General features: G+C 75.0%; 10 protein-coding genes. 2 read left to right on the top strand and 8 right to left on the bottom strand.

The window, feature by feature from the left end:
* Positions 1-4: 4 nt before the first annotated feature.
* Together CTZ28_RS10005 and CTZ28_RS10000 are read right to left on the bottom strand one after the other, a co-directional pair.
* Positions 5-643 (bottom strand): RNA polymerase sigma factor, encoded by a 639-nt coding sequence (locus CTZ28_RS10005; protein WP_121888943.1) that lies wholly within the window; start codon positions 641-643, stop codon positions 5-7.
* Positions 640-2076, bottom strand: a complete 1437-nt coding sequence (locus tag CTZ28_RS10000; protein WP_121888942.1) for a S8/S53 family peptidase — start codon at positions 2074-2076, stop codon at positions 640-642. The genes CTZ28_RS10005 and CTZ28_RS10000 overlap by 4 nt, the downstream gene beginning before the upstream one ends.
* A 169-nt stretch (positions 2077-2245) precedes the next feature.
* Here CTZ28_RS10000 and CTZ28_RS09995 point away from each other — a divergent pair, with 169 nt between their 5' ends.
* The gene (locus tag CTZ28_RS09995; RefSeq protein WP_121888941.1) at positions 2246-4810 is read left to right on the top strand and encodes a CHAT domain-containing protein; all 2565 of its coding nucleotides are present in this window, start codon (positions 2246-2248) and stop codon (positions 4808-4810) included.
* Between the two features lie 18 nt (positions 4811-4828).
* On the opposite strand, the gene CTZ28_RS09990 is transcribed toward CTZ28_RS09995, so the two are convergent.
* The gene (locus CTZ28_RS09990; protein ID WP_121888940.1) at positions 4829-6715 is read right to left on the bottom strand and encodes a LuxR family transcriptional regulator AbsR2; all 1887 of its coding nucleotides are present in this window, start codon (positions 6713-6715) and stop codon (positions 4829-4831) included.
* 94 nt (positions 6716-6809) lie between these two features.
* Here CTZ28_RS09990 and absR1 point away from each other — a divergent pair, with 94 nt between their 5' ends.
* Positions 6810-7919, top strand: coding sequence for a beta-glucuronidase AbsR1 (gene absR1, locus CTZ28_RS09985; RefSeq protein WP_121888939.1), 1110 nt, complete (start codon positions 6810-6812; stop codon positions 7917-7919).
* A 118-nt stretch (positions 7920-8037) separates the two neighbouring features.
* Here the strand turns inward: absR1 and CTZ28_RS09980 are convergent, their stop codons facing one another.
* The 5 genes from CTZ28_RS09980 to CTZ28_RS49270 form a co-directional block, all read right to left on the bottom strand.
* Positions 8038-9168 (bottom strand): LLM class flavin-dependent oxidoreductase, encoded by a 1131-nt coding sequence (locus tag CTZ28_RS09980; RefSeq protein ID WP_121888938.1) that lies wholly within the window; start codon positions 9166-9168, stop codon positions 8038-8040.
* A gap of 12 nt (positions 9169-9180) precedes the next feature.
* Positions 9181-10272, bottom strand: coding sequence for an LLM class flavin-dependent oxidoreductase (locus CTZ28_RS09975; protein WP_121888937.1), 1092 nt, complete (start codon positions 10270-10272; stop codon positions 9181-9183).
* Positions 10269-11648, bottom strand: a complete 1380-nt coding sequence (locus tag CTZ28_RS09970; RefSeq protein WP_121888936.1) for an NtaA/DmoA family FMN-dependent monooxygenase — start codon at positions 11646-11648, stop codon at positions 10269-10271. Before CTZ28_RS09970 ends, CTZ28_RS09975 begins: the two co-directional genes overlap by 4 nt.
* 20 nt (positions 11649-11668) lie before the next feature.
* Positions 11669-12910, bottom strand: coding sequence for an LLM class flavin-dependent oxidoreductase (locus CTZ28_RS09965; RefSeq protein WP_121888935.1), 1242 nt, complete (start codon positions 12908-12910; stop codon positions 11669-11671).
* Between the two features lie 78 nt (positions 12911-12988).
* The gene (locus CTZ28_RS49270; protein ID WP_310887600.1) at positions 12989-13075 is read right to left on the bottom strand and encodes a putative leader peptide; all 87 of its coding nucleotides are present in this window, start codon (positions 13073-13075) and stop codon (positions 12989-12991) included.
* Positions 13076-13093 lie beyond the last annotated feature (18 nt).

The following is a 13093-nucleotide window of genomic DNA, read 5'->3' as shown; positions in this document are numbered from 1 at the left end:
CCGCTCACACCACCCCTCGTGCGTCGAGCCGGGCCCGCAGCCGGCGCAGGCAGCGCTGGCGCAGCGGCCCGATGCTGCCGACCGCGATGCCCAGGGCGGCCGACACCTCCAGATAGCTGGGCGGCGGCGAGGCCATCAGGACGCGCAGCAACCGGCGGCAGCGGTCGCCCAGTTCCTCGAACTCCTGCCACAGCCGGCGGACCTGCTCGGCCTCGGCGGCCGCGTCCTCGGAGTCGATCAGCAGCTGCTCCGGGGTACGGTCCTCGCTCACCCGGTCCAGGACGAGCGGGTCGTCCGTCGGCATCAGCCGGGTGAGGCTCTTGATGACCTTGAGGCACTCGTGCCGGGCCGTGCTCGCCAGCCAGGACCCGGCCTTCTCCGGCTCCCGGATCCGGCCGAGGTGCTGGGCGAAGCGGAACCACACGGTCTGGTAGACCTCGTGGCCGTCGGCGTCGGACAGCCGGTGTGCCCGCACCACCGACCACACCAGCGGACTCAACCCGTCCACCAATGCCTTCCAGGCCCCCGCGTCGCCGTCGACGGCGGCCCGGACCAGCGCGCCGACCTCTGCTCGCTCCACGGCCCCACCCCTCGTGTACGGCACGACATCGTACGCCGTGGAGGGGGCGGTTCCGGCCGTCATGCCCCAGGAGCCGGTCGGGTGACCGGAGTCGGGCGCCAGGTGGGTGGCAGCAGCGCCGGCACCTGCGCCCCGCGCACCTCCGCGTACGCGGTGACGGCTGCGAGCAGCTGTCTGCGGGCCGCGCGCGGGTCGCTCTCCTTGTGCGCGCTCATGTGCGCGGCGACGAGCCCGGCCGCCAGCGGGGTGGCGAACGAGGTACCGCTCCACTGCGCGAATCCCGCGAACGTCACCCGGTCCGGCTCGCCCGGCGCGCTCTCCGGCTCCTCGCTCAACACGCCCGTGTGACGCGGGGACTGGCAGGTGCAGGCGTAGCCGAAGCCGTACCGGCAGGCGTCGTAGGTGGAGTGCTGGTACACGTACGGCACGGGCGCCTCGAAGCCGGTGAGGGAGCTGACGAGGCGCTCGCCGGGGGCGTAGGCCGCCACCCAGGGGCCGTGGTTGCTGAAGCAGGCGCCCCGCTCGCCGTCGCCGCGCAGGGCGCCGACGGACAGCACCACGTCCTGGTAGTCGGGCAGCGCGGCGTAGGCGGCGGGCCAGAACGGGGTGGCGCTGCCGTTGTTGCCGGCCGCGGCGACCAACAGGGTGTCCTGCTCGCGCAGTTCGCGCATGAAGGCGTCGACGCCGAGCAGCCCGTCGAAGCGGCCGTTGGCGGTGCCGGCGGACAGGCTGATGACGTCAGGCCAGCCGTCCCGGTCGACGGCATCGAAGAGCCGGGCGCCGAACTCGGACTCCAGGACGGCCCCGGCGTCGTCGAGGGTGCCCCGCACGGTGATGTCGGTGTTGGGCGCGACGGCGGCGACCAGCCCGGCGATGAACGTGCCGTGCCCGACGTACTCCCGCAGGGCCCCCGCCGCGTCGGTCTCCGTGACCTGCCCGTCGCCCCGGGTGTGGGCGAGCGGCGGGTAGGAGGCGTAGTCGTGCATCAGGCCGGTGTCGATGACGAGGACGCCGACGGCCGTGTCCTGGTCGTAGCGGGTGCCGTCCGCCGCCGGGTTGGGCGGCTCGCCGGCCGGGGCCGGCACCGGCTCGTCGCCCGGGCAGGCGTTGACCGCGATCGAGACCACGTGGTTGCGGCCGGCCAGCCGGTGTCCCCGGCGTCCCTCCGCCTCGCGCAGGGCGCGCAGCGCGTGCGCCACGGCCGGGTCGCCGTCGCGCACCCCGGGCGCCGGGTCGCCGACCCTGATGCGGGTGATGCCGGTGCGGTTGGTCTCCGGACCCGCCCGGCGTACGTCGTCGGCGGTCAGGTCGGGCGCCGCGGCGAAGTGGCTGCGCACGGTCTCCTCGACGACGCGCGCCTCCTCGCCGTCGCGGGCGAGAATGACACCCTTCTCGTAGAAGAACTCGGCGGAGTCGTCCGGACCCATCGCCAGCGGGACGTCCGGCATCGAGCGTTGGATCTGGTCGAACTGCTCGTGGAATCGCTGGGGTGCCATGGCGTGTCCTCCCACTGGGACGGCGGTCGTCAGTCAGACCCCCGGGGCCGCCGGTTGATACAGCCGATACCGGCATCCACTGCGTCAGACCCGTGTGACGTGCAGCCTTGGGGCCACTACCATCCGAGGGGTGACAGCGGGAAACGACTCGGTTCTCGAACTGCTGCCGATGGTGTTCGCCGCCCCCATGGAGGCCCTGGCGCGCGCGGAGCGGGTGCTGGAGACCGGTCCGCCGCCGCTGCACGCCTCCGTCGCACACCAGGTGATCGGCATCTGGCAGCGGGACTTCGGCGACCTGCGGATCGCCCTCGGCCATCTGCGCCGGGCCCGTGACCTCGCGGCGCGCGCCGAGTCCGCCGAACGCGAGGCGGATGTCCTCGCGACCCTCGGGGTCGCGCTGGTGCACGCGGGGCGTACGCGGCAGGGGCTGACGGCGTTCGAGCGCGGGGTGGCCCGGGGCACCGGGCACACCCGGGCCCGGGTGCTGTACCGCCGGGCCTACGTCTGGTGGGTGCTCGGCCGCCACCGGGAGGCGCTGGAGGACGTGCGCCGGGCGATCTCCGTGCTCCGCCAGGCCGACGACGTCATCTGGACGGCACGGGCGCTGACGCTGCGGGCCACGGTGCATCTGGCGCTGGGCGCGGTGGACCGGGCCGACGCCGACTTCACCGCGGCGGAGCGGCTGTGGGAGACCACCGGCCAGGAGCACGACAAGGCCGACGCGGTGGAGAGCCGGGGGCTGGCCGCGTTCCGGTCGGGCGACATCCCGGCCGCACTGCGGCTGCTGGACGAGGCCGAGGAGCGGTACGCCAAGCTGGGCACGCCGACCTTCATGCTCGACATCCGCCGGTGCGAGGTGCTGATGGCCGCCGGGCTGGCCCCGGAGGCGCTGGCCGGGGCGGACGCGGCGATCGCCAGGCTCGACGGGATCGGCGGGCAGTCCACCCGCAAGGCGGAACTGCTGCTCGCCGCCGCCCGGGCCGCCCGTTCGGCGGGCGATCCGCACACGGCGATCGCCCGGGCCGCCGTCGCCGTACGGCTGTTCGCGGCCCAGCGGCGCAGCTGGTGGGAGACGCACGCCCGGCTGGTGCTGATCGAGGCGCGGGTGGCGTCAGGGCGCGGCTCGGGGCGGCTGGTCGCGGACGCCGCCAGGGTCGCCGAGCGGCTGGCGTCCTTCGGTTCGCCGGCCGCGCCGGAGGCCTCCCTGCTGGCCGGCCGGATCGCGCTCGGCCTGGGCTGGACGGCGGACGCGGAGCGGCATCTGGCGCTGGCGGCGCGCAGCAGACACGCGGGCCCGCCGCTGGCCCGGATGACGGGCTGGGCGGCGCAGGCGCTGCGGGCGCGGGCGGCCGGTTCCGGGCGGGGCGTCCTGGAGGCCTGCCGGCGCGGGCTCGATGTGCTCGACGACCACCGGATGACGCTGGGCGCCTCGGAGTTGCGGGCCCGGGCCACGGCGCAGGGCGCGGAGCTGGCGGCGCTGGCCCAGCAGGCCAGCCTGGCCCGGGGCGGTCCGCGGCGGCTGCTGGAGTGGAGCGAGCGATGGCGGGCCACGGTGCTGTCCGCGCCGCCGACCCGGCCGCCCGCCGACCCGGCCCTGCTGAGCGGGCTGACCGCGTTCCGGGAGATCGCGGCCCGCGCCGAGGCCGCCCGGGTGGAGGGCCGTCCGGTGCCCGCCCTGGAGCGCGAACAGCGGCGCCTGGAACGGGAGATCCGTGCCAGGACGCATCACATGCGCGGCGACGCGTCCGGCGACGGCCGCCGCTTCGACGCCGCCCGGCTGCTGGAACGGCTCGGGGACACGACGCTCGTCGAACTCGCCGTGCTGGACGGGCGGGTGCAGGTGCTGCTGTGCGGACAGGGCCGGGTGCGGCGGTTCGAGGGCGGGGCGCTGGCGCAGGCGCTGACCGAGGCGGAGCACGTCCAGGCGGGGTTGCGGCGGCTCGCCCATCCCGGGGCGGAGGCGCGGCTGCCGCTGGTGGAGGCGGCCGGCCGCCGGCTGGAGGAGCTGCTGTTCGGCGGCGTGGCGCGCCGGCTCGGCGGCGGCCCGGTCGTGATCGTGCCGCCCGGGGCGCTGCACCGGGTGCCCTGGGCGCTGCTGCCCGCGCTGCGCGAGCGGGTGCTCAGCGTCTCGCCGTCGGCGGGCAGTTGGCTGCGGGCCCGGGAGACCGAGGCGCCGCCGGGCGGCCGGCATGTGTTCGTGCGCGGGCCCGGCCTTGCGACCGGCGGCGCCGAGGTGCCCGAGGCGGCGGGCCGGCACGACGCGGCGACCGTCCTGGAGCACGACGACGCCCGGGTGCCGCGGGTGCTGCGGGAGCTGGACGGGGCGGCGCTGGCACACCTCGCCGCGCACGGCACGTTCCGCGCGGACAGCCCGATGTTCTCCTCGCTGCGGATGGCCGACGGCCCGCTGATCGTGCACGACTTCGAACGCCTCGACCGCAGCCCGTACCGGATCGTCCTGTCCAGCTGCGACACCGCCCGGCTCGCCTCGGTCGGCGCCGACGAACTGCTCGGCCTGGTCACCGCGTTGCTCCCGCTGGGCACGGCCGGGGTGGTGGCGAGCAGCGCGCCGGTCAACGACGCAGCGGTGGTGCCGCTGATGCTCGCCCTGCACAAGGGCCTCGACGCGGGGCTCTCCCTGGCCGAGGCCCTGCGCGACGCGCGGGCGGCCGTGCCGGACGACGCGGTCCACCAGGCGACGGGATGGGCGTTCGCGGCGTTCGGCGCGGCGTGAGACCTGACCGGCGGCCGGTCAGGCCGATGCCGTGTCCGGCAGCTCCACCAGCCAGGGCAGCGCGCCCCGGTCGCCGGCGCCCAGCCGGGTGTAGGCGCCGTACAGGTGGTTGCCGACGGTGCGGACGGACAGCGTCAGCCGTTCGGCGATCTGCCGGTTGCTCAGCCCGGCGGCGGCGAGCGTGACGATCTGCCGCTGCCTGGCGGTGAGTTCGCCGAGCACCAGCCCGGACAGCGCCGGGGTGCGGGCGCCCTGGCAGCGGCGGGCGAGGGCGACGGCGCGGGTGCGGGCGGTACGGGCGGCGCCGGGGTCGCGGTGCGCCCGTACGGCCTGGGCGTAGGCCTCGGCCGCGAACAGCAGGAAGCCGCGCTCCTCCAGGGCAGCGGCGGCCCGGTCCAGGGCGGGCCCGTCGCCGCGGGCGAGCGCGTCGGCGTGCCGGGCCAGCACCCCGCCGCCGGGCAGCCGTCCGGCGGCCAGCTCGGGCGCGCCGAGGCGTACGGCGTCGTAGCGGGCGTACGCGCTGTCGTGGCAGCCCCCGGAGTCACCGGACTTGCCGGCTCTGTCGGCGTCGGCAGCGCCCGCAGCGTCAGCAGCGCCATTGACGAAAGCCCGTACCGCGCCGTCCACGTCGCCGCGCGCCGCCGCGGCCCAGACCGCCGGCCCGCCGTCGGCCGCGGGCCCGTCGGTCCGGCCCGGGCCGCCCGACTGCGCCGCGGCGAGAGCGAGTTCGATGCGGCACGGCGCGTCGCCCGGCGTCTCCCGCAGCCCCTCCCGGGCCCATGCCGCCGCCTCCCGCAGCTCCCCCCGCAGCCGCGAGAACCGGGCCCGCACCGCCGCGTATCCGGCCGGTACCGTCACCCCCTCCCCGATCAGCCACTCCCCCACCGGAGCCGGCAGCGCCCGTACGTCCGTCTCCTCGATCCGCCGCGCAAGGGCGCGCTGTTCGGCGGCCAGGGCCGGGCCCAACTGCCGTGCGCCGCAGGCCAGTCGCCGGGCCCGCAGCCGCCCCGCACCGGCACGCAGCGCCGGGCCGTGCAGCGGGTGGGCGAGGCGGACGGAGCCGTGGTCGTCGGCGTGGACCAGTCCGTCGGCCTCGACGCGTTCGAGGACGTCCAGGTCGAGGCCGTCCAGGTGCAGCGGCAGAGGTTCGGCGAAGGCGAGGCGTTCCAGCACCTCGCGCTCGCCGGGACCGCAGCGGTCCAGGACGTCGGCGGCCCGCTCGCGCACGGTGGGCGTCATCGGCACCGGGCCGCGCCAGGCCCACTCGTCCGTGCCGGCCACCCGGGTCAGCAGCCCCTGGGTGCGCAGCGCGCCCGACAGGTCCCGCAGCAGCCGCAGATCGCCCCGGCAGACCCGGTGCAGCCGGCGCACCGTGAGCGGCTCCAGGGCGACGCCCGCGGCGAGCAGTTGGGCCGTCGCCTCGTGCGGCAACGGCTCCAGGGCGAGCCGCGGCAGGAGCTCGCCGGTCCACAGCCGGGCCACCGCACCGGGCGCGGGGGTCCGGTCGGCGGCGATCACCACCAGGCGGGTGCGGCCGTGCACGGCGAGCTGGTGGACCAGGGCGGCCGAGGCCTCGTCGAGCAGATGGGCGTCGTCGACCACGAGGAGGCGCACGCCGGACATCAGGTGCACCGCACGGTGCAGCGAGACCGTCTCGGGCAGCAGCGGGGCGAACGCGGCGAAGGGCAGCGAGCGGGTCTCGGGGGTCCCGGTCACCCGGACGCAGTCGGTGCCGCGCACGGCCTCCGTGACCAGCCGGGTCTTGCCGCAGCCCGCGGGACCGGTCAGCACGATGCCCTGCCGTCCCGCGGTCAGGGAGCGGCGGATCAGCTCCAGTTCGTCCTCCCGGCCGGTGAACGGCCAGGGCAGCCCCAGGGTCTTGGCGTCCTGTACATAAGTCGTCACATCAGGGAGAGTCCCGATACTCACGCCTGATACAGGGGGACTTGAGTAGCCCCCGACTCAGGCGCCCGGGCGGGGCCGACGGCAGTCTGGGCGCATGACCCAGCGCTACTGCTCACTCCCGCAGCAGCCTGCCCCGTCCTTCGCGCCGGGGCTGGCCGCCGAGCGGTCGAGCGCGCTCGTCGGGGGGCGGCGCATGTGGGTCAACGGCACGGTCCTGCACTACCACTTCCTCGATGCCGAGACCGACGGCTCCGTCATCCCCGTGCCGGGGACCGGGGAGACCCGGTGGGTGCCGTGGGCCGGCGCCAAGGAACAGTGCGATGTCGTCCGGGAGTGCTTCCGGGAGTGGCAGGACCTCGGCATCGGGGTGACGTTCGCCGAGGTCGCCGACCGCCGCGAGGCGGAGCTGCGGATCGGGTTCCAGTGCGGTGACGGATCCTGGTCGCAGGTGGGCCGGGACGCGCTCGCGGTCGGCCTCAACGAGCGCACCATGAACCTGGGCTGGGACCTGACCCGGCCCGGGCAGCGGGTCACGGCCCTGCACGAGATCGGGCACGCGCTCGGCATGCAGCACGAGCACCAGAGTCCGCTGGCCGGCATCCACTGGGACGACGAGGCGGTCTACGCCGACCTGGCGGGCCCGCCGAACTTCTGGAACCGGGACCGGACGTTCTTCAACATCCTGCGCAAGCTGGACCCTTCGGAGGTCAACGGCTCCGTCTGGGACCCGCAGTCCGTCATGGAGTTCCCCTTCGAGGCGGGGCTGGTCCTGGAGCCGGAGCAGTACCACGGGGGCCTGCATCCGCCGGGCACGCTGTCCCCGGCCGACAAGGAGTTCGTGCTCCGCTGGTATCCGCCCTCGGCCGCGAACGGGCCCGACCAGGGGGACCCGCACCGGCCGGCCACGCTGGTGCCGTTCCGCTCGGCGCCGCTCGGCCTGGGGCCCGGCGGGCAGGCCGACTTCGCCGTCGAGCCGCCGGAGAGCCGCGACTACTCGGTGGGCACCTTCGGCGACGCCGACAGCGTCGTGGTCGTCTTCGAGGAGCGCGACGGCGAGCCGCGCTATCTCGCCGGCCGGGACGACGGGGGCACACCGCACAACGCCGTACTCAGGGTCAGGCTCGTCAAGGGCCGCCGCTACTTCGTCCGTGTCCGCCTGTACTCCGCGTGGGGAACGGGCGAAACGGCCGTCATGTGCTGGTGACAGCACAGGACCGCGCCATGCGGGCGCTCGGACCACAGTCCGGCACCGGGGGAGCGGTCGAGGACGTCACCTTCGGGGGAGGGTGACGTCCTCGACCACGCCGATGACCCGGCGCCGTTCACCGCCGCTGCCACTCCCGGGCCAGCAGCTCGTAGGAGCGGACGCGGGCGGTGTGGTCGTGGGTGATCGTGGTGATGAGCAACTCGTCGGCCGCCGTTGCCTCCTGGAGTTGTTCCAGCCGGTCGGCGACCTGCGAGGGGGTGCCGACGAACTGGGTGTCCACGCGGTCGCGCACCAGGTCCCGGTCCGCGTCCGACCAGACGTGGGCGCGGGCCTCCTCGGGGGTGGGGAACGGGATGGCGCCCTCGGCGGTGCGGATGCTGCGCACCCACAGGCCGTACCCGGTGGCGAGTTCACGGGCGGTGGCCTCGTCCTCGGCGACCACCACGTCGGCGGAGACGCTGACGTACGGCTTGCCGAGGTCGTCCGAGGGCTGGAAGAAGGCCCGGTAGCCGTCCACCGCCTCCAGGACGGTGGCCGGGCTGACGTGGTAGTTCGCGGCGAACCGCAGCCCGCGGCGGCCCGCGGCCGCGGCGCTCGTGCCGCCGCTGCTGCCCAGGATCCACACCTCGACGCCGGCGCCCTCGCCGGGCACGGCGTGCGCCTCGACGCCCTCCGCGGAGCGGTAGGTGCCGGCCAGCAGGGCGAGGATGTCGTCGACCTGCTCGGCGTAGTCCTGGGACTCGGCGCCCGGCAGCTGCAGGAGCCGGCGCTGGAGGGCGATCCTGGGCGAGCCGAGCAGTCCCTCGAAGGAGAACCGGGGCGGGATGAGCAGGCCGCCCGGGGCCCGGCCGTCGACGACCGGGGTCGCCGTCGGCGGCGGGGCCGCCGGCTCGCCCGGGGGCCGGCCGCCCGAACGGCCGAGGCCCAGGTCGAGACGGCCCGGGTGCAACGCGTCGATCAGGCCGAACTCCTCCACCGTGCTCAGTGCGGTGCGGTGTCCGAGCTGCACGGCGCCCGAGCCGAGCCGGATGGCCGAGGTGGCGGCGGCCGTCAGGGCGAGGACGACCGCCGGTGATGTGCCCGCCACCCCGGGGTTCAGGTGGTGCTCGGCGAACCAGTACCGGTGGTAGCCGAGGCGTTCGGCCCGCTGGGCCAGGTCGATGGTGTTGCGCAGCGCCTCGCCGGCCGTGGCCCCCGAGGAGATGGGGACCAGGTCGAGGACGCCGAGGGGTGTGGCGGTGGACATGCGGGCTCTCCCTCAGTGCGCGTCGGGGACGGGCGCGGGGTCCGGCGGCGCGAGCACCGGGCCCCAGTCGAACGGCGGGTCCGGGATGTCCCCGCGCAGCGCCGGGGCGACCTCCGACTGGAACCGCTCCAGCGAGTCCCGGTGCTGGGTGTCCGTCAGCCCGCTCGCGTCCGCGGGCACATGCTGCACGGTGTGTCCGAACCGCTCGTGGCAGCGGTGCACCTTCTCGATGACCTGCTGCGGGCTGCCGATCAGCGCGGAGCTGCGCTCGGCGAAGTCCTCCAGGGTCTCGAAGACGACGGGCAGGCCCGTCGCCCGCTGGAAGGCCAGGTTGCTCTCGAAGACCGGCCGGTAGGCGGCGAGCGCCTGCTGTGTGGTCCGGGCGACGCACAGGCCCGCCGAGCCGGCGCCGACGGCGATGCCGGCCGGGTCGTGGCCGTAGTGCTCCCAGCGTTCCCGGTAGTGGCGGATCAGCTCGGCGTACGGCTCGACGGGGTGGGTGACGTTCGCGGAGAAGAGCGGGTCGCCGTAGCGGGCGGCGAGGTCCACGCTCTCCTTGCTGGTGGCGCTGCCGTGCCAGACCCGTACGGGATGCTGGTAGGGGCGCGGCCAGACCTCGGCGTCGGTCAGTTCCGGCCGGAAGCGGGTCCTGGCGGTCACCTTGTCCTCGCGCCAGATCCGGCGGAACACCTCGTAGCTCTCGGCGTTGCGCTCCCACTGGTCCTCGGGGGTGACGTGGAACAGCTCGCGCTGCGCGGCGCCGTTGCCCTTGCCGATGATCAGGTCGAGCCGCCCGTCGGCGAGATGGTCGAGGGTGGCGTAGTCCTCGTACGCGCGGACCGGGTCCAGCAGGCTCAGCGTCGTCACGGCGGTGAACAGCCGGATCCGCCGGGTGAGGGCGGCGAGGTGGCCGAGCACGACCGTGGGCGAGGAGGAGAGGAACGGCCGCTCGTGCCGCTCCCCCACGCCGAAGCCGTCGAAGCCGAGTTCCTCCGCGAGCAGCGCGTTGCCGAGGACCTCCCGGAACCGCTCGTGCGTCGACTTCCGTACGCCGGTGAGCGGATCGGGGCGGTGCACGATCAGCGTGATGGCGAGGAACTTCACGAGGCCACCCGCTCCCGCTCGCCCCGCGCGTCGTCCGGGTGGGCGAGGCCGAGGTGGTCGCGCAGGGTGGAGCCCTCGTAGTCGGCGCGGAAGACGCCGCGCTCCTGGAGCAGCGGGACGACGGTGTCGGCGAACACGTCGAGGCCGCCCGGTGTGATGTGCGGGACGAGGATGAAGCCGTCGGCGGCGTCGGCCTGGACGAACGCGTCGATGGTGCGGGCGACGGTGGCCGGGGAGCCGACGAAGGTCTGCCGGTTGCCGGTGTGGATGACCAGGTCGCGGATGGACCACCGGTGCGCGGCGGCCAGCTCCCGCCACTCGCGGGCGGTGGCCAGCGGGTCCCGGTACATGCGCACCTGGGCGCGGCCCCGCGAGATGTGCTCCTCGTCCACGTTCGGGTCGGTCTCGGGCAGCGGGCCGTCCGGGTCGTACCCGGACAGGTCCCGGTTCCACACGAACTCCAGGTGCTTGATCGCGGTGGCGCCGCTGACCTGCTGCCGGCGTACCTCGCGGGCCAGTTCCTCGGCCTCGGCGTCGGTGTCGCCGAGCACGAAGGTCGCCGCGGGCAGGATGAGCAGCTGGTCGCGGCGCCGGCCGTGGGCGGCGAGGCGTTTCTTGACGTCGGCGTAGAACGCCTGGCCCTCCTCGATCGTGGCGTGCCGGCTGAAGATCGCGTCGGCGCTCGCGGCGGCGAACTCGCGTCCCTCGTCGGAGTCGCCGGCCTGGAAGATCACCGGCCGGCCCTGCGGTGAGCGCGGCACGTTGAACCGGCCGTGGATGTCGAAGTGCCGGCCCCGGTGGACGAACGCGCCGGCCCGCGCGTCGCGCAGGAAGGTGCCGGTGGCCCGGTCGGCGAGGATCTCGTCGCCGTGCCAGGAGTCGAACAGTTCGTTCGCGGTGGCGAGGAACTCCTGGGCGCGGGAGTAGCGCTCCTCCTGGGGCAGGAAGCCGCCGCGGCGGAAGTTCTCACCGGTGAAGGCGTCCCAGGACGTGACCACGTTCCAGGCGGACCGGCCGCCGGAGAGGTGGTCGAGGCTGGCGAACTGGCGGGCCACCTCGTAGGGCTCGTTGAAGGTGGAGTTGATGGTGCCGGTCAGGCCGAGCCGGTCGGTGACGGCGGCCAGCGCCGCGAGCACGGTGAAGGTGTCGGGGCGGCCGACGACGTCCAGGTCGTAGATCTGCCCGCCCTGTTCGCGCAGCCGCAGCCCCTCGGCGAGGAACAGGAAGTCGAACTTGGCGCGTTCGGCGGTGCGCGCGAAGTGGGCGAAGGAGGCGAACTCGATGTGGCTGCCGGCGGCCGGATCGCTCCATACGGTGGTGTTGTTGACGCCGGGGAAGTGGGCGGCCAGATGGATCTGCTTCAGCGGCTTGCTCATGTCGGTGCGGTCCCTCCGGCTCAGACGATGGGGGTGCTCTGGGGCACGAGCGAAGCCGGGTGCCCGGGGGCGTAGCGGCTGGCGGGGCGGGCGAGCCCGAGCAGCCCGCGCAGGGTGTCGGCTTCGTAGGCGCGCCGGAACAGGCCCCGGCGCTGGAGTTCGGGCACCAGGCCCCGGGTGATCCGCGGCAGGTCGTGGCCGAGTACGGCGGGCCGGAGCCGGAAGCCGGTAAGCCCACCCTCCGCCAACTCGACGAGCAGATCGGCGAGTTGGGCGGGGGTGCCGGTGAAGATCCGGGCGTCGGAGGTGTGCGGCTCGCCCGCCAGGTCGTCCAGCCGGGCGCGGCGGTCCGACGCCTCGGCCGGGTCGTCGTCGAGGAAGACCAGAAGGTCGCCGAAGATGTGCAGGACCTGGCCGGCGCGGCCGGCCGCGGCCTGTTCGGCACGGATCTCGGCGACGATCGCGCGGGCCTGCCCGGTGTCGTGCGGGGTGACGTATCCGACGTCGGCCTGGCGGGCCACGAGCCGGTAGGGGACGGTCTGGTGGGCCAGCGCGGTGACGAGCGGCTGCCCCTGCGGCGGGCGGGGGGTGATGCTGGGGCCCCTGACGCCGAAGTGCCGGCCCTGGAAGTCGATGTAGTGCAGCTTGTCCCGGTCGATGAAGCGGCCGGTGGCCGCGTCCCTGATCTCGGCGTCGTCCTCCCAGCTGTCCCAGAGCCGGCGGACCACCTCGACATGGTCGGCGGCCTCGTCGAACAGGTCGGTGATCAGCTCCTGGGCGGCCGGGCTGTCGTAGGCGTCGATCCCGGGGACGGTGCGGCGGCCGAAGTGGGCGGCCTCGTTGGGGCGTGCGGTGATCTGGACACGCAGGCCTGCACGGCCGGTGCTGATGTGGTCCAGCGTGGCGATCGCCTTGGAGATATGGAACGGCTCCGTGTGGGTGGCCACCACCGTCGGCACCAGACCTATGTGGCGGGTGAGCGGTGCGACACGGGAGGCGACGAGGACCGCGTCGAGCCGGCCGCGCACCTGGTCGGTGCGCTCGTCCGGGTCGAAGAAGTGCGAGGACTGCGGGCCCAGGCCGTCCTCGACGGTGACGAAGTCGATCAGGCCGCGTTCGGCCTCGGCGACCAGGTCGGCCCAGTAGCCGGCGGTGAACAGAGCGCGGGGGCGGGCGACCGGCTCGCGCCAGGAGGCGGGGTGCCAGCCGGTGCCGTCGAGCGCGACGGCGAGGTGCAGGGGGTCAGCGGAGGGTGAGGACACGAGTGGGCGCCTTCCTGGAGGTCCGTACGAGATCGCCGGCTCGCCCCGGCTGTCCGGGGGGGCGGATGGGGCAACGGATCAGGAGCAACAGAGCGCGCCGGCCACGCGCAGCAGATCGATGTGCGGCCGGGAGTGGAGCCGGACGGCGCGGCGGACCCGGATCATGTCCGTCACCTCCGCCCG

The organism is Streptomyces shenzhenensis (genome assembly GCF_003688995.1).
In the GTDB taxonomy this organism is placed as follows: domain Bacteria; phylum Actinomycetota; class Actinomycetes; order Streptomycetales; family Streptomycetaceae; genus Streptomyces; species Streptomyces shenzhenensis_A.
The sequence above is the reverse complement of the archived record's forward strand: the minus strand, read 5'-3'. Positions and strand labels throughout refer to the sequence as shown.